Source organism: Streptomyces sp. NPDC104381 (genome assembly GCF_055583745.1).
Window position 1 is genome coordinate 414,749 of sequence record NZ_JBVJNK010000007.1, and the last position, 16,555, is coordinate 431,303.

The window sequence follows — 16,555 nt, forward strand, 5'->3', positions numbered from 1 at the left end:
AGCACGGTGAGCCCGCTCTGCGCTGAGCTGCCCGCCGGAAGCTGCCATGACAGGGACGACCGGCCGGATCAGCCCGAGAGGCGGACCGGCATGATCAGGTACTTGTAGGCGTCGTCCGCCTCCGCGTCGACGGCCGGCCGGCCGCTGAGCAGGGCGGGCTTGGTCGACGTCGTGAAGGAGAGCTGCGCGACCGGGGAGTCGATGGCGCTGAGCCCGTCCAGCAGGAAGGTCGGGTTGAAGGCGATCGAGATGTCGTCGCCCTCCAGCACCGCGTCGACGCGCTCCACAGCCTGTGCGTCGTCGCTGGAACCGGCCTCCAGGATGAGCACACCCTGCTCGAAGCTGAGCCGCACCGGGGTGTTGCGCTCGGCGACGAGGGCCACACGCTTGACGGCCTCGACGAACGGGGCGGTCTCGATGACCGCGACCGAGTTGAACTCGGTGGGGAAGAGCGTCCGGTACTTCGGGAGATCGCCTTCGAGCAGTCGCGTGGTCGTACGCCGGCCCGCGCCCTCGAAACCGATGAGCCCTTCGCCCGCACCGGAGCCGGACAGCGCCAGCGTCACCGTGTCACCGCTGGTCAGCGCCTTGGCGGTGTCCAGGAGCGTCTTGGCGGGCACCAGGGCCACGGCCGAGGCGTCGGGGTTCTCCGGCTTCCACAGGAACTCGCGGACCGCGAAGCGGTAGCGGTCGGTCGACGCGAGGGTGACCGTGTCGCCCTCGATCTCGATCCGGACACCGGTCAGGACGGGAAGGGTGTCGTCACGTCCGGCCGCGATGGCGACCTGGGCGGCGGCCGAGGCGAAGACCTCACCGGGGACGGTGCCGGTGGCGGTCGGCATCTGCGGCAGTGCCGGGTATTCCTCCACAGGCAGTGTGTGGAGGGTGAACCGCGAGGAGCCGCAGACCACGGTCGCCCGTACACCGTCCGTGGAGATCTCCACCGGCCTGTTGGGCAGGGCACGGCAGATGTCGGCGAGCAGGCGGCCGGAGACGAGCACCGTGCCGTCCTCCTCGACCTCCGCGTCCACGGAGACCTTGGCCGAGACCTCGTAGTCGAAGCTCGAGAAGCTGAGGGCTCCGTCCTCGGCCTTCAGCAGAAGGCCCGCGAGAACGGGCGCCGGCGGACGGGCCGGGAGGCTGCGGGCCACCCAGGCCACCGCCTCCGCGAGTACATCGCGCTCCACCCGGATCTTCACCGGAACCGCCTCCTGCTGTTGCTCGCTCGCCCTGCTGGCCTTCGTCGTCTGATCGGGGCTCCCCGCCGAGGGACTGGGGTCACCGCCGGGGTCCAGTCTGACGTACGGCGCCGACACTCGTTGCTGCTCGGGGTCAAGTCGCGCCAAGAGGTTCGCCGAGCTCGCCGCTCGAGTTGTGCACAGGCCCCACTTCGAAGCGGATTCCTGGCTAACTCTGAGTGGTAGTAGTAGTAGGCCCTGTGGAAACCGTGGATAACGTCGTTTCCCCAGGTCAGAAGCCGTTTTTTGTCCACCGACCCTGTGGGTGGCACCGGTGGACAACCTTGCGTTTCTGTGGACACGCGAAAGTTCTGCACACCCGATGCACAGGGCGGGGCGACTTCTCCCCAAGCCTGTCCCCAGCTTTACCCACGTTCCCCACAGCTCAACCAACGGTCCTCGTGTGACGCCTTTCACTCTGGGCAGTGAAAGGCGGTGTCGGGTTGCCGAACAGTGGACAGAGGTGTGGAGAAGCTGGGGACAACCGGGCCGAGCCTGTGGGTCGCCGGTGGACAACATCATCGCGGCCCTGTGGACGAAAAATCTGTCCACAGGCTGTGGATCACTGTTGACCACAAATCCCCAGGCATGTGACCTGGCCTGATGGAGTATCGGCAGCAGACCCTGTGGACGCAATCTGGACAACTTCACAGTCCCCAGGCTGTGGACGCCCCATTCCTCGCACTTCTGTGGAGAAGGGCCTGATCAGGGCCCGTATTCGAACACTCCCTGGGGACTCCCCCGCCCCGTACACAGTCGGCACGGGACCGAACGAGGGCGTGGAGCGGTTCCGAGAGGCGCTCCGAGGCCGCTGCGGAGGGCGCTGTCAGTGGCTCCAGGACGACGAAGGGCGCCCCATGAGGACGACGTACGGTCCTCCCGGGGCGCCCGGAGTGCGCTGTGCGGCGGGTTCTCTCCCGGCCGCTGTCCTGCTCGTCAGCCGTTCTTGATGCGGTTGGTGAGCTCGGTGACCTGGTTGTAGATGGAGCGCCTCTCCGCCATCAGCGCGCGGATCTTCCGGTCGGCGTGCATGACCGTGGTGTGGTCGCGCCCGCCGAACTGGGCGCCGATCTTGGGCAGGGAGAGATCCGTCAGCTCACGGCACAGGTACATGGCGATCTGGCGCGCCGTCACCAGGACGCGGCTGCGCGAGGATCCGCAGAGATCCTCCACCGTCAGGCCGAAGTAGTCCGCGGTCGCCGCCATGATGGCCGGCGCGGTGATCTCGGGTGCCGAGTCCTCACCGCCCGGGATCAGGTCCTTGAGCACGATCTCGGTCAGGCCGAGGTCCACCGGCTGCCTGTTCAGGCTCGCGAAGGCGGTCACGCGGATCAGAGCGCCCTCCAGCTCACGGATGTTGCGCGAGATGCGGGAGGCGATGAACTCGAGTACCTCGGGCGGGGCGTTGAGCTGCTCCTGCACGGCCTTCTTGCGGAGGATCGCGATACGCGTCTCCAGCTCCGGCGGCTGGACATCGGTGGTGAGGCCCCACTCGAACCGGTTGCGCAGCCGGTCCTCCAGCGTCACCAGCTGCTTGGGCGGCCGGTCCGAGGACAGCACGATCTGCTTGTTGGCGTTGTGGAGCGTGTTGAAGGTGTGGAAGAACTCCTCCTGCGTCGACTCCTTGCTCGCCAGGAACTGGATGTCGTCGACCAGGAGGATGTCCACGTCCCGGTAGCGCTTGCGGAAGGTGTCGCCCTTGCCGTCGCGGATCGAGTTGATGAACTCGTTGGTGAACTCCTCGGAGCTCACGTACCGCACCCGGGTGCCCGGGTAGAGGCTGCGCGCGTAGTGCCCGATGGCGTGCAGCAGGTGGGTCTTGCCGAGCCCCGACTCCCCATAGATGAAGAGGGGGTTGTACGCCTTCGCGGGCGCCTCGGCGACGGCGACCGCGGCCGCGTGCGCGAAACGGTTGGACGCCCCGATGACGAAGGTGTCGAAGAGGTACTTCGGGTTCAGCCGGGCGTGCGGTTCACCGGTCCCCGGCGGGGGTGCGGACTGCGTCCCCATGGGGCCGCCGCCGGCCCGGCCGGTGCCGGGACCGCCCTGGCGGTGCTGGGGCTGCTGCTGGTCCTGGAGATCGTGGTGGTCGCGGCTGTCCCGCTGCTGCTCGTAGCCCTGGTGCTCGGGCTGCTGCGGACGGTAGTCGTGCTGCGGCTGCTGCGGGCGCGGGCTCGCGTACGGGTCGCGGTCCTGGTAGCCGCCGTGCCGGGGCTGCCAGGAGAGGTCCTCCTGGGTGCGGGGCCAGGCGCCGGGCTCGGGTCGGTGCGGCTGGTAGTCCGGGTAGGCCGGGCGGGCCGTCGGCATGCCGTCGTCCGAGGACCGGGGGCCGTAGCCGTCGTACCCGTCGTTGCGCGGGGGTTCGTCGTGCTGCGGGCCCTGATAGCGGTGGGACTGCTGTCCCTGGTGGGGCTGGTGCATCGGAGGCGCGGGCGGGGCGGGAGGCTCTCCCGCGGAATCGTCGACCGTGATCGCGATCCGGATCGGCCGGCCGCACTCACGGGTGAGCGTCTCGCTGATCAGCGGCGCGAGCCGGCCTTCGAGGACACGCTTGCCCCACTCGTTGGGTACGGCCAGCAGCGCGGTGTCGGCGACGAGTGCCAGGGGCTGACAGCGCTCGATCCACTGTTTGTCCTTCGGCTCGATGCCCTGCTGGCCCTCCCCGAGGAGTTGTTCCAGCACTCGCGGCCACACTGCGGCAAGATCGGCAGGTACGTCAGCCACAAGGCACGCTCTCTCGCATGTCCCACGAATGTGTGCTTCTCGGGACGGGATGGGTCGGGTCGGGTGAGGCCCGGCAGGGAGGAAGGAAAAGAACCGGAGTTCAGCCACGGTAGTCAGGCCGACCCGCGCGGTTCAAGTTGTTGTCCACAGGCTGTGTACAGCAGGGGGTCGCTCGGAGCTGGTTTGACCGGATGGCGTAGCCGCGCGTACCGTGACCAGGTCGAGTTGTCGATGGCTGCTGCCGCCTGCCTCCGATGGGCAAACATCACGATCTGTGATTGTGAAGCGGTGCACTAAGGCGTTTACGCGAGTTCCTCGTGGGCGCACGGTGACAGCCAGGCGATGTCCCGCCAACACACGAATCATTTCTGGAGCCCCCGAGTGAGCAAGCGCACCTTCCAGCCGAACAATCGTCGTCGCGCCAAGACCCATGGCTTCCGCCTGCGCATGCGTACCCGTGCCGGCCGCGCGATTCTCGCGAACCGCCGTGGCAAGGGTCGCGCCAACCTGTCCGCCTGATCGCGGCCAGGTCATGACGTGCTGCCTACCGAGAATCGGCTGAGGCGGCGCGAGGACTTCGCGGCCGCTGTACGCCGGGGACGTCGGGCCGGTCGCCCGCTCCTCGTCGTACATCTACGCAGCGGTGTTACGGACCCGCACGTGACAGGGGAGAGTGCTCCCCCGCCGCGTGCGGGTTTCGTTGTCAGCAAGGCAGTGGGTGGAGCAGTCGTCCGCACCGCGGTGAAGCGCAGGCTTCGCCATCTGGTCCGCGATCGGCTTGCTCAGCTGCCCCCCGGTAGCCTTGTTGTCGTACGAGCGCTGCCCGGATCGGGCGACGCCGACCATGCACAGCTGGCCCGAGACCTGGACGCCGCCCTTCAGCGGCTGCTGGGAGGGGGCGCGCGATGAAGTACCCGCTGCTGGCTCTCATCAAGCTGTACCAGTGGACGATCAGCCCGCTTCTGGGGCCCGTCTGCCGCTACTACCCGTCGTGTTCCCACTATGGATATACGGCGATCGACCGGCACGGTGCGATCAAGGGAACAGCGCTGACCGCTTGGCGCATCCTGCGGTGCAATCCGTGGTCACCCGGCGGCGTGGACTACGTACCGCCACGCAAACGTCCGCGTTGGCACGAAATGCTGCGCAACTGTGTGCGTGGCGGCAAGGGCGGGGACTCCGCCGCCGATGTGCCTTCCGGGGGGTCGGTCTCCGAACCCCTGAGCCCGGCCACAGAGACCTCGCCCAAAGCTCAAGGAGCCTGATTAGTGGACACGATTGCCAGTCTGTTCAGCTTTATCACCACACCTGTCTCATGGGTCATCGTCCAGTTCCACAAGCTGTACGGAGCGCTCTTCGGCGATGACACGGGGTGGGCCTGGGGCCTGTCCATCGTGTCCCTGGTGGTCTTGATCCGGATCTGCCTGATCCCGCTTTTCGTGAAGCAGATCAAGTCGACCCGCAACATGCAGGTGCTCCAGCCGAAGATGAAGGCGATCCAGGAGCGCTACAAGAACGACAAGCAGCGTCAGTCCGAAGAGATGATGAAGCTGTACAAGGAGACGGGTACCAACCCGCTCTCCTCGTGCCTTCCCATCCTGGCGCAGTCACCGTTCTTCTTCGCCCTGTATCACGTGCTCTCGGCCATCGCCTCCGGCAAGACGATCGGCGTCATCGACCAGCCGCTGCTGGACAGCGCCCGTCAGGCCCACATCTTCGGTGCCCCGCTGGCCGCGAAGTTCATGGACAGCGAGGAGAAGGTGCAGGCGCTGGGCGCCTCCCTGACCGACGTCCGTGTCGTGACCGCGATCATGATCGTGATGATGTCCGCGTCGCAGTTCTTCACGCAGCGCCAGCTGATGACGAAGAACGTCGACCTGACGGTCAAGACCCCGTACATGCAGCAGCAGAAGATGCTGATGTACATCTTCCCGGTGATCTTCGCCGTCATGGGCATCAACTTCCCCGTCGGTGTCCTCGTGTACTGGCTGACCACGAACGTCTGGACCATGGGTCAGCAGATGTACGTGATCAACCAGAACCCCACCCCGGGCAGCAAGGCGCAGGACCAGTACCTGAACCGCCTGCTGAAGAGCGTGACCGCCCATGGCGAGGTGCGCGGCAGGACCCGGCGCAACACCGTCAAGCGGATCGTCGCCAAGGGTCCCGACCGCAACGACATCGAGCGCAAGTTCATCACCGGTCTGAGCAAGCTGGGACTCGCCGCCCAGGAGGACGGAACGGTGGAGAAGAGCGACACCGCCGTGCTCGAGGCGGAGGGCGGTGCTGCGGCCAAGCGGCAGCAGCCCAAGCGCCAGACCAAGGCGAAGCGTCACACCGCGGCCACAGGGTCCGCCACGGCGAAGAGCTCCGGCTCCACCGGCTCGGAGTCCAAGACGTCGCTGGAGAAGCAGGACGCATCGCAGGACGACAAGCCGAAGCCGGCGGGCAAGTCCGCCGCGTCCGGCTCCTCACGCCAAGCCAAGTCCGGGCAGCGCAAGGGCGGCCCGCAGCGGCCCAAGCACCCGTCCAAGAAGTAAGAAGGAGTCCATCCGTGACGGAAGGCACCACCACCAAGGCCGCTGAGGGCAGCGACACCCTGACCCGCCTCGAGCAGGAGGGGGAGATCGCGGCTGACTACCTCGAAGGCCTGCTCGACATCGCCGACCTCGACGGCGACATCGACATGGATGTGGAGGCGGACCGCGCAGCGGTCTCGATCATCAGCGACTCCGCGCGTGACCTGCAGAAGCTCGTGGGCCGCGATGGTGAGGTGCTGGAGGCGCTCCAGGAGCTGACTCGCCTGGCCGTCCACCGTGAGACCGGTGACCGCAGCCGCCTGATGCTGGACATCGCCGGCTTCCGCGCGAAGAAGCGTGAGGTTCTCGCGGCGCTCGGTGCGAAGGCCGCAGATGAGGCCAAGAGCTCGGGCGAGCCGGTGAAGCTGGAGCCGATGACGCCGTTCGAGCGCAAGGTCGTGCACGACGCCGTAGCGGCAGCAGGTCTGCGCAGTGAGTCCGAGGGCGAGGAGCCGCAGCGCTTCGTCGTCGTTCTCCCGGCCTGACCGGATCCTTGTACTGTCGGCCCCGTCTGTTCGCAGGCGGGGCCGATCTTTGTCAGCCTGATAGTCAGCGTGCTAGTGCGGTACGGAAGGACGGTCCCCGTGACGGAGGAAGCAGAGCTCCCTCAGGCGCCCAAGGAGGCGCAGGCGGTATTCGGTGAGTTCTTTCCGGAGGCTGTCAGGTACGCGGAGCTGCTCGCGGACGCGGGCGTCAAGCGAGGACTGATCGGTCCGCGCGAGGTGCCTCGCCTGTGGGAGCGCCACCTGCTGAACTGTGCGGTGCTCTCCGAGGTGGTTCCCGAGGGTGTCACGGTGTGCGATGTGGGTTCGGGGGCCGGTCTTCCCGGGATTCCGCTGGCCCTGGTGCGCCCCGACCTGAAGATCACGCTCCTTGAGCCGCTGCTGCGCCGCACGAACTTCCTCCAGGAGGTCGTCGAGCTCCTGGGGCTGGATCATGTGACCGTCGTCCGTGGCCGGGCCGAAGAGGTGCTCGGGACGCTGCAGCCCGTCCATGTGGTGACGGCTCGGGCGGTTGCCCCGCTCGACCGGCTCGCCGGCTGGGGAGTTCCTCTGCTCCGCCCGTACGGGGAGATGCTGGCGCTCAAGGGAGGCACCGCCGAGGAGGAGATCCAAGGGGCGCGTGCCGCTCTGAGCAAGCTCGGAGTGGTGGAGACCGAGGTGCTGCACGTCGGTGAGGGCCTGGTTGATCCGACGTCCACCGTGGTGCGTGTGACGGTCGGAGAGAGCCCCGGCGGTGTGAGGTTCGCCGCAAAGCGGGCCAAGGCCGCACGGGTGGGCCGGACGCGCCGTCGTCGATGAGTGCGGGCCGGGCGGAAGCTCGGCCAGTCCCCTTTGTATCTCCTGATACTCTTCTGGCCTTTTTGCGCAGATGCTCCATGCAAGCAGCGATATGTCCCGCCTGCGGAGTGTCGGGACCCTGCCGCTGTACTGCGGGGGCATCGTGTTTCACGTGAAACGTCGCTCTCTGTTGCAGGGAATCATCGGTCGCGGTCGTGCGGCTGCCGCGCCGCGCGACCGCAAGCCCGTGAGGGTTACCGAGTTGTCCACAGAACCGGATTCATCCACAGAAGAGTCGGCCTCGCTGGTTCACGACCCCGAAAGCATGGCAGGCTCTGTTCATTGCGAGCCTGAAGTCGAGGAGAGTGAATCCTTGCGGTCCGACGCCAACATCGCGGGACCGATGACCGATCCGGTCCCCGGTCCCCGTACCGAGTCCCTGGGGGACGGTGTTTCACGTGAAACACCGCCGCCGATGGACGACACACCTATTGGTCGTGCGGCTCAGCTGGCGGTCGAGGCCCTTGGCCGCGCCGGCGAGGGGCTGCCGCGACCAGACCGGACACGCGTCATGGTCGTGGCCAACCAGAAGGGCGGAGTGGGCAAGACGACCTCGACGGTCAACCTTGCTGCCTCGCTTGCCCTGCACGGCGCCCGCGTCCTGGTGGTGGACCTCGATCCGCAGGGGAACGCCTCGACGGCTCTCGGTATCGACCATCACGCGGAAGTCCCCTCCATCTACGACGTCCTGGTGGAGAGCATGCCGCTCTCCGAGGTCGTTCAGCCGGTACCGGACGTCGAAGGTCTCTTCTGCGCCCCGGCGACCATCGATCTCGCCGGTGCGGAGATCGAGCTGGTCTCGCTGGTGGCGCGGGAGAGTCGGCTGCAGAGGGCGATCCAGGCGTATGACCAGCCGCTGGACTACATCCTCATCGACTGCCCGCCCTCGCTCGGCCTGCTGACGGTCAACGCGCTGGTGGCAGGAGCAGAGGTGCTCATCCCGATCCAGTGCGAGTACTACGCGCTGGAGGGCCTCGGCCAGCTGCTCCGCAACGTGGACCTGGTCCGGGGACACCTGAACCCCGACCTCCACGTCTCCACGATCCTGCTCACCATGTACGACGGCAGGACCCGGCTCGCTTCGCAGGTCGCCGAGGAGGTGCGCAGCCACTTCGGTAAGGAGGTGCTGCGGACGAGCATCCCGCGTTCTGTGCGCATCTCGGAGGCTCCCAGCTACGGGCAGACCGTTTTGACGTACGATCCGGGCTCCAGCGGGTCCCTCTCCTACCTTGAGGCGGCTCGTGAGATCGCGCTGCGAGGCGTCGGAGTGCACTACGAGGCCCAGCACGCTCCGGCGGGCGAGCCGGCCCACACGGGCATTCAGAACAGTCAGCAGAGTCATTCGGAGGGCATGCAGTGAGCGAGCGTCGTAGAGGGCTGGGGCGTGGACTCGGTGCACTGATCCCCGCAGCTCCGCCGGAGAAGCAGGTGGCGAATCCCGCATCCGGTACACAAGCCGATGCCTCGTCGCCCGTCATGGCCCCTGAGCGGGGTGTCGCCGCTGCGAAGCTGACCGGGCTGCCCTCCGGCAGCCTGATCCCGGAGCCGAGCTCACCGGTCGGTGAGTCGGGGCCGGCCACGGATCAGACCGACTCCGCCGGGGCGTACTTCGCTGAGATCCCCCTTGCTTCGATCACGCCCAACCCCAGGCAGCCACGAGAGGTCTTCGACGAGGACGCTCTGGCCGAGCTGGTCACCTCCATCAAGGAGGTCGGGCTCCTCCAGCCCGTCGTCGTGCGGAAGGTCGACGAGGACCGCTACGAGCTCATCATGGGTGAGCGGCGTTGGAGGGCCTGCGGTGAAGCCGGTCTGGAGCGCATCCCGGCCATCGTCCGGGCGACCGATGACGAGAAGCTGCTCCTGGACGCGCTGCTGGAGAACCTCCACCGGGCTCAGCTGAACCCCCTGGAAGAGGCGGCGGCGTACGACCAGCTGCTGAAGGACTTCAAGTGCACCCATGACCAGTTGGCGGACCGGATCGGCCGGTCCCGCCCGCAGGTCTCCAACACGCTGCGTCTGCTGCGGCTCTCCCCGCCGGTGCAGCGCAGGGTGGCTGCAGGCGTGCTCTCAGCAGGCCACGCGCGGGCCTTGCTGTCGGTGGACGACTCGGAGGAGCAGGATCGTCTGGCCCACCGCATCGTGGCCGAAGGGCTGTCGGTGCGGGCGGTCGAGGAGATCGTCAACCTTCTCGGGTCGGAGCCCACGAGTTCGGCGAAGCCCCGGGGGCCGAGGGCCGGCGGCAGGGTCTCGCCGGCTCTCACCGATCTTGCCTCGCGCCTCTCGGATCGGTTCGAGACGCGAGTGAAGGTCGATCTCGGGCAGAAGAAGGGAAAGATCGTCGTCGAGTTCGCCTCGATGGAGGATCTGGACCGCATTCTCGGCAGTCTTGCCCCGGGCGAGGGACGTGTACTGGAGCGGAGTATCGAGGAAGAGCAGGCAGAGGCCGACGAGGCCTGAGTCCGGCCGCAGGTGAAGGGCGGGCCGAGTTCCGGGAAGTTAGCCGGAACTCGGCCCGCCCTTTGCCGTCTCTCGGTATCCCCATCACCTCTGGGTGGATACGATGCGTTCTGGTATGGCGTATGCACCATCCGTGATCCACCATCGTGATCCACCTCAGAGGAGGCGGGGGCCGTGCGATCAGTGAATCGCAGCCACCTGGTGACAGTAGGTTTGGGGCTTGGTGCTGTCGGGGGGTTCGTCGGCAGCCTGTTCCGAGAACGGAGTGCGCTGGCGGCCGCACGTGATGCGGCGGGCGAAGGAAGGGAGGAACCGCCTTCATGGGGCGTCGGCTCGTACCGCTCACACTGGACAACCTTCCGGATCTCCCCAGGCGCTGCCGCTCCTGTGTCTTCTGGGAACTTGATCCGGTCAGCGGGGAAGCTGCGGTAAAGGCCGGCAGACCCGAGCTGGAGAAGGAAGCCTGGATCTCCGCTGTTCTGCTGGAGTGGGGCTCCTGCGGGCGGGTCGTCTATGTGGACGATGTCGCCGCCGGGTTCGTTCTCTATGCACCTCCCGCGTATGTCCCCCGTTCCACGGCGTTTCCCACCAGCCCTGTCTCCCCGGATGCCGTCCAGCTGATGACCGCGTTGATCGTCCCCGGTTTTCAGGGGCAGGGGCTCGGACGCGTGATGGTGCAGACGGTTGCCAAGGACTTGCTGCGACGCGGCTTCAAGGCGATCGAGGCCTTCGGTGACGCCCGGTGGAAGGAGCCGGCGTGTGTACTGCCGGCGGATCATCTGCTCGCGGTCGGCTTCAAGACGGTCCGTCCTCACCCCGCCTATCCGCGGCTGAGGCTGGAGCTGCGTACGACGCTTTCCTGGAAGGAAGACGTCGAGCTGGCACTGGACAGGCTTCTGGGCGCGGTACAGAAGGAGCCGGCGCTGCGGCCGCTGTGAGAGTGTCCTGCCGCCTACGGCGGACAGACGAAACGGGTCCACCCCGAAGGGTGGACCCGTTTCACGTGAAACAACCAGCTGCTACTTCTGGGCGATGAAGCCCTCGAGGTCGCGGAGGATCGCGGCCTTCGGCTTGGCTCCGACGATGGTCTTGGCGACCTCGCCACCCTGGTACACGTTGAGCGTGGGGATCGACATCACGCCGTACTTCGCCGCGGTGGCCGGGTTCTCGTCGATGTTGAGCTTGACGATCTCGATCTCGTCGCCGTACTCAGCCGCGATGGCCTCCAGCGAAGGCGCGATCTGGCGGCACGGTCCGCACCAAGCGGCCCAGAAGTCCACCAGCACGGGCTTCTCGTTCTTCAGGACGTCCTCATCGAATGAGTCGTCGGTTACGTTCTTCAGGGCGCCGGCCACGGCGACCTCCTTAGCTTCGCGGGGGTGTGGGTTCGGGGAGTGCGGTCAGACTGCGGGGGTCTTCTCCGGCTCGGCGAGGTGCTCGTCGGAGAGCGCTGCCAGGAACCGCTCTGCGTCGAGAGCGGCCGAGCAGCCGGTACCGGCGGCGGTGATGGCCTGCCGGTAGGTGTGGTCGACGACGTCGCCGGCGCCGAAGACGCCCTTCAGGTTGGTGCGGGTGGAAGGGGCCTCGACCTTGAGGTAGCCCTCGTCATCGAGATCGAGCTGGCCCTTGAAGAGCTCCGTGCGGGGGTCGTGGCCGACAGCGATGAACAGCCCCGTCACCGGAAGCTCGGAGGTCTCGCCGGTCTTGGTGTTGCGGAGGGTCAGGCTGGAGAGCTTCTGGTCCCCGTGGACCGTGGCCACCTCGCTGTCCCAAGCGAACTTGATCTTCGGGTCGGCGAAGGCGCGCTCCTGCATGGCCTTGGAAGCTCGCAGGGAGTCGCGGCGGTGCACGATCGTGACGGACTTGGCGAACCGGGAGAGGAAGGTCGCCTCCTCCATGGCGGTGTCACCGCCGCCGACCACGGCGATGTCCTGGTCCTTGAAGAAGAAGCCGTCGCAGGTCGCGCACCAGGAGACGCCGCGTCCGGAAAGGGCGTCCTCGTTGGGCAGGCCGAGCTTGCGGTGCTGGGATCCCGTGGTGACGATGACGGCCTTGGCGCGGTGCACCGTGCCTGCGGTGTCCGTGACGGTCTTGATCTCACCGGAGAGATCCACGGAGACGACATCGTCGGGGATGAGCTCGGCACCGAAGCGCTCGGCCTGGGCGCGCATGTTGTCCATGAGCTCGGGGCCCATGATGCCGTCCTGGAAGCCCGGGAAGTTCTCCACGTCGGTGGTGTTCATCAGTGCACCGCCGGCGGTGACAGCGCCCTCGAACACCAGCGGCTTCAACGACGCGCGAGCGGTGTACAGGGCGGCGGTGTAACCAGCCGGCCCGGAGCCGATGATGATCACATTACGGACGTCGCTCACGGGTTCTTCCTCGTCTCTGCGGGCTGCCTGCTTGCCTACTGGGGTCGGTTCCTCGACTCTCACCCCACCCAACGGATCCTACGGGGCATGCATTCCCGGATTACCGGTCCGGCTCCCGGCAGGGGCCTCAGGGGCGTGTGTAGGAGTGGGTGAGCAGCAGCTGCCCTTTGGTCGCGGGCGTGGAATCCACGCAGGCAGCATCGACGACATAGGCCTGGACGCGAGTCCCGTCCGTCGCGTGGGGCAGCACGACGAGGAAGGCGGCGGTCCCTTCGTAGCTGCCCTCCTCGACCGCGAGAGCCGGGGCCTCCCGGCCGATGCCCTGCTGGACGCAGGGCGGGACGTCGACGATCGGCGCGCGCAGGGGCGTACGGGGGGACGCATCCTCGGGAGCCAGATCCCCGGGGGATGACTTGGTATCCAGGGACGGCTTGCCCGCGTCGTAGCCCGGGGACTCGGACATCTTGTTCAGGAGCGTATGGACGCGGTCCTCCAGCGTGGCATCAGAGAAGTCTCCCTGACTCTTCTCCGCGGCGCTGGCACCCCGGTCGGCCATCGCGCCCGACGAGTCCTGGGAGCTCTGGAGAGACTGGAGGAGGAAGACGCTCATGCCGACCGCTGCCGCGCCGAAGGCGGTGCCGAGGATCACCGTGCGGCGTCGCCGTCGGGAGGGAGCCCGGCCGGGGCCGGTGGAGCCACGAGGGCGACCCGCGGGACGAGGGACAGCCGCGCTCTCCGGTGTTGTTTCACGTGAAACAACGGGCGGTGCGTCGGGTGCTGTGGGTGCCGTCGCTGCTTCCGCTGCCAGTGCCGCGTCGATCCGGTCGATCACATCGGCCGGCATGCCCTCATCGGGAGGCGGTGTGGACCCCAGCAGTGAGCGGATCTCCTCCAGTGAGGCGTGGACATCGGCACACTCGTCACACGCGTCGAGGTGCTGGCGGAGCTCCGTCGCGCGGGACGGTGGGAGAAGGCCTTCGGTGAAGTCGGAGATCTCCGAGACGTCCGGGTGCTGAGCCGTGTCGGCTGTGGATGTCATGCGAGCCCACCTCCACCCTTCACTCCGGCAGGATCACCGTCACCTGCGTCTCTCGGTCCTGATGCCGGTGGGACGGATGGCCCCTGCGTCCGGTTCCTTTCCACGGGGACGTCCTTGCTGTCCTCTCTGGTGCTGCGTAGATGGGCCAGCAAGGGAAGCAGTCTGGCCCGGCCTCTCGCGCAACGACTCTTCACGGTGCCGGTGGGCACGTCGAGGACGCGGGCGGCTTCGGCGACGGGGTAGGCCTGCATATCCACAAGGACGAGCGCGGCCCGCTGCTCGGCGGGCAGGGTGGCCAGTGCGGCCAGGAGCTCTCGGTGCAGGTCCTGCCGCTCAGCGGGAGCCTCGGCGGACTCATGGGGCTCCATGAGCTGGTCGAACCGCTCGGTGTCGTCGACGGGTGCGGTCTTCCGGGAGGCGGCCTTGCGGACCCGGTCGAGGCAGGCGTTGACGGTGATCCTGTGCAGCCAGGTGGTCACGGCGGACTGGCCGCGGAAGGTGTGGGCGGCACGGAACGCGGAGACAAGGGCATCCTGCACGGCGTCGGCTGCTTCCTCGCGGTCGCCCAGTGTGCGCAGGGCCACGGCCCAGAGGCGGTCACGGTGCCGCCGTACGAGCTCACCGAAAGCGTCAGGATCGCCTGCGACGTGCTGGGCCAGAAGATCCTTGTCACTGGGCGGGTCGGATTGCTGCACGGTCCCCCTCCCTCCTGCTGAGCCCTGCCTGCGTGTGATCGGTAGCGCTCTTCCTCGATCTTGCTGCGGACAGTTCGACCGTACGTATCTGATCATGGCCGGGCCGACCTGACCGGAGTGCCGGTCTGTCTATCACGGTCTGATCGAGGAGAGCACAGAGATGAAGAAGCCTAGCCGTTGAGAAGGCCGCGGCCATGAGTATCCCAGTCGCAACGCTTGCTGGTGTGGGCGTTGTTGGAGGAGCGGGCACGGCAGGTGCGTCGCTTCATCAAGGTGTCCATCGATGCCGTGACACCGCGACGGGCGGGGTCACACAGGCGTCGGCGCGAAACGGGCCGGTGAGGAGTTCCTCGCCGGCCCGTTCGTTCATCCGAGTACCGAGATCTCCGAGATGCCGCCCCGGAAGCCTGAGGAGCCGTCGGGAGGCAGCTCAGCGATGCGGACCAGGATGTAGCGGGTCCGGACCGGCTCGGTGAGGGTCTTGTGCACCGTGCTCCCGGTCGTCTCCAGGTTCGTGAGGCGATGCGGGAAGTCGGACAGTGACGTGGGCTGGGAAGCGGATTCGTCCGCTGCCAGCACTTCGGCCTTCTGCTGGCTGCGGTACATCTTGATGTCGATGCCGGAGACGTCCTGTGCGCTGCCGAGGTCGACGATTATGCCGCTGCCCTGCTTGCGGTTCGCGAGGTTGCCGAAGTTGGCGTAACCCATGTAGCGCGGAGTGACCCAGGCGGTGTCCGACTTGCCGTCGATGGTGTTCGGGACGTCCTGCTGCTGAATGCCCGAACCACTGGGAGTGAATTCCTCCGCGTCCACGATGCGGAGGTCCTTGAGGTCGGCCGGAACCTTGTCGTCGGTCCCGTCCTCCGCGCTCTGGGTCGGGGTCGGTTCACCGGAGTCGCTGTCCCGGTTGAGCACGGTCTCCGCCAGCTGCCAGCTGCCGAGGCCCAGGGCGGCGATGAGAAGCGCGGACACGGCCCACTTGAGCGCCTTGCCCGTGCGGCTCTGGAGAGGGGGCGGGGGCGCCGTGATGACGGGCTGGGTGGCCGCGGTGGGACGTACCGAGGGGCGTCCGTAGGTGCCCTGCTGGTACGTCGTGCGCTGGTACTCGGGCGGCGCGGTGAAGGCGGGTTCCGGGGGCAGGATGCGCGGCATGGCCGCGACGGCCTTCGCCAGCTCGTCCGGGGTGGTGCACGGCTGTTCCTGGCGCGACGCGGTGGCACCGTCGTTGGCCAGCGCGCGCATGGCGAGCTCGGACAGGCCCCGGTGGACGCCGGCCCGCACCTGGTCCGGAGGAATCAGGCCCAGGTCCTTGGGGAGCCCGGAGAGCCCGTACGCGTCGCTCTCGTAGGGCCAGCGCCGGGTCAGGGCGGCATAGAGCAGTGCGCCGATGGCCTCGGTGTCCGTGCGGAGCGGCTGGTCCGCGGTGATGCCGCGCAGAGCGGCGTTCACGGCCAGGCCGCGGATCCGGTACTGGCCGGTCGAGCTGCGCAGTACGGCGCCGGGTGTGAGGCGCAGATGGGCGAGGCCCTCGCGGTGTGCGGCGGCCATGGCCTGGGAGATCTGGCTCACGAGCTGGTATGCGTCGTGCGCCTCGAAGGGGCCGGCGGCCAGCAGCGCGGTGAGCTCGGTGGCGTCGGGGAGCCACTCGTGGACGACGTAGACGAGGTCGTCCTCCTCCACGGCGTCCAGGACCTGGACGAATCGTGGATCACCGAGCAGCGCGGAGGAGCGGGCCGCGGCCAGCACCGAGCGGGCGCGAGGGTGATCTGCGGGCAGCAGGTGGACGCCCACCGCGCGGCGCAGTTTCTCGTCGACCGCCCGCCAGCTGCTGAATCCGTCCAGTCGGGTGACGCACTCCTCGAGGCGGTAGCGTCTGGCCAGCTTGTGACCGCTGTGCAGATCGGGCGACGCCGGTACGGATTCCGCGCTGTCGCGCCCGTCGGCCCCGTCCTTCGACCTCGCGCTCTCGGCGCCCTCTGTGTCCTGGGTTGCCGTCCCGTCGGTCGTGGCCGCGTCCGCCTTGGCGGTCAGCGGCTCGTCGCCGCTGTTGTCGGCCACGTCGACAGCAGCCGTGCTACGTTCCGCCACCGTCGTTCCTGCCTCCCCATCCG

General features: G+C 67.6%; 16 protein-coding genes. 9 read left to right on the top strand and 7 right to left on the bottom strand.

The features are described from left to right. Window positions 1–68 precede the first annotated feature (68 nt). Both dnaN and dnaA read right to left on the bottom strand, forming a co-directional pair. On the bottom strand, window positions 69–1,199 hold the full coding sequence (gene dnaN / locus ACZ607_RS26210; protein ID WP_033296764.1) for a DNA polymerase III subunit beta: 1,131 nt from the start codon (window positions 1,197–1,199) through the stop codon (window positions 69–71). A gap of 975 nt (window positions 1,200–2,174) precedes the next feature. Next, window positions 2,175–3,962 (bottom strand): chromosomal replication initiator protein DnaA, encoded by a 1,788-nt coding sequence (gene dnaA, locus ACZ607_RS26215; RefSeq protein WP_469738374.1) that lies wholly within the window; start codon window positions 3,960–3,962, stop codon window positions 2,175–2,177. A 381-nt stretch (window positions 3,963–4,343) separates the two neighbouring features. On the opposite strand from dnaA, the gene rpmH reads away from it, so the two are divergent. From rpmH to ACZ607_RS26260, 9 genes are all read left to right on the top strand, one after another. Next, a complete protein-coding gene (gene rpmH, locus ACZ607_RS26220; RefSeq protein WP_014047156.1) occupies window positions 4,344–4,481 on the top strand; it encodes a 50S ribosomal protein L34 in 138 nt (45 codons plus the stop codon). An 18-nt stretch (window positions 4,482–4,499) separates the two neighbouring features. Then, the gene (gene rnpA, locus ACZ607_RS26225; RefSeq protein WP_469738376.1) at window positions 4,500–4,871 is read left to right on the top strand and encodes a ribonuclease P protein component; all 372 of its coding nucleotides are present in this window, start codon (window positions 4,500–4,502) and stop codon (window positions 4,869–4,871) included. Further along, on the top strand, window positions 4,868–5,227 hold the full coding sequence (yidD, locus tag ACZ607_RS26230; protein ID WP_099173275.1) for a membrane protein insertion efficiency factor YidD: 360 nt from the start codon (window positions 4,868–4,870) through the stop codon (window positions 5,225–5,227). The genes rnpA and yidD overlap by 4 nt, the downstream gene beginning before the upstream one ends. Window positions 5,228–5,230: 3 nt before the next feature. After that, entirely contained in the window at window positions 5,231–6,502 is a 1,272-nt protein-coding gene (gene yidC / locus ACZ607_RS26235) for a membrane protein insertase YidC (protein WP_469738378.1), read from the top strand. Window positions 6,503–6,516: 14 nt separating this feature from the next. Then, on the top strand, window positions 6,517–7,026 hold the full coding sequence (locus tag ACZ607_RS26240; protein WP_469738380.1) for a Jag family protein: 510 nt from the start codon (window positions 6,517–6,519) through the stop codon (window positions 7,024–7,026). A gap of 99 nt (window positions 7,027–7,125) precedes the next feature. Then, window positions 7,126–7,842 (top strand): 16S rRNA (guanine(527)-N(7))-methyltransferase RsmG, encoded by a 717-nt coding sequence (rsmG, locus tag ACZ607_RS26245; RefSeq protein WP_469738382.1) that lies wholly within the window; start codon window positions 7,126–7,128, stop codon window positions 7,840–7,842. A 304-nt stretch (window positions 7,843–8,146) separates the two neighbouring features. Beyond that, window positions 8,147–9,241: a ParA family protein gene (locus tag ACZ607_RS26250; RefSeq protein ID WP_469738554.1), complete on the top strand. Its 1,095-nt coding sequence runs from the start codon at window positions 8,147–8,149 to the stop codon at window positions 9,239–9,241. Further along, a complete protein-coding gene (locus tag ACZ607_RS26255; RefSeq protein WP_469738384.1) occupies window positions 9,238–10,338 on the top strand; it encodes a ParB/RepB/Spo0J family partition protein in 1,101 nt (366 codons plus the stop codon). The genes ACZ607_RS26250 and ACZ607_RS26255 overlap by 4 nt, the downstream gene beginning before the upstream one ends. 320 nt (window positions 10,339–10,658) lie before the next feature. Next, on the top strand, window positions 10,659–11,276 hold the full coding sequence (locus ACZ607_RS26260; protein WP_404073245.1) for a GNAT family N-acetyltransferase: 618 nt from the start codon (window positions 10,659–10,661) through the stop codon (window positions 11,274–11,276). A gap of 81 nt (window positions 11,277–11,357) precedes the next feature. On the opposite strand, the gene trxA is transcribed toward ACZ607_RS26260, so the two are convergent. The 5 genes from trxA to ACZ607_RS26285 form a co-directional block, all read right to left on the bottom strand. Then, window positions 11,358–11,693 (bottom strand): thioredoxin, encoded by a 336-nt coding sequence (gene trxA, locus ACZ607_RS26265; RefSeq protein ID WP_469738386.1) that lies wholly within the window; start codon window positions 11,691–11,693, stop codon window positions 11,358–11,360. A gap of 45 nt (window positions 11,694–11,738) precedes the next feature. After that, a complete protein-coding gene (trxB, locus tag ACZ607_RS26270; RefSeq protein ID WP_469738388.1) occupies window positions 11,739–12,710 on the bottom strand; it encodes a thioredoxin-disulfide reductase in 972 nt (323 codons plus the stop codon). Between the two features lie 127 nt (window positions 12,711–12,837). Then, a complete protein-coding gene (locus tag ACZ607_RS26275) occupies window positions 12,838–13,749 on the bottom strand; it encodes an anti-sigma factor family protein (protein WP_469738390.1) in 912 nt (303 codons plus the stop codon). After that, window positions 13,746–14,444 carry an RNA polymerase sigma factor SigM gene (sigM, locus tag ACZ607_RS26280; RefSeq protein ID WP_469738392.1) on the bottom strand — a complete coding sequence of 233 codons (699 nt, stop codon included), beginning with the start codon at window positions 14,442–14,444 and terminating at the stop codon, window positions 13,746–13,748. Before sigM ends, ACZ607_RS26275 begins: the two co-directional genes overlap by 4 nt. Before the next feature lie 366 nt (window positions 14,445–14,810). Continuing rightward, a complete protein-coding gene (locus ACZ607_RS26285) occupies window positions 14,811–16,532 on the bottom strand; it encodes a serine/threonine protein kinase (protein ID WP_469738394.1) in 1,722 nt (573 codons plus the stop codon). Window positions 16,533–16,555 lie beyond the last annotated feature (23 nt).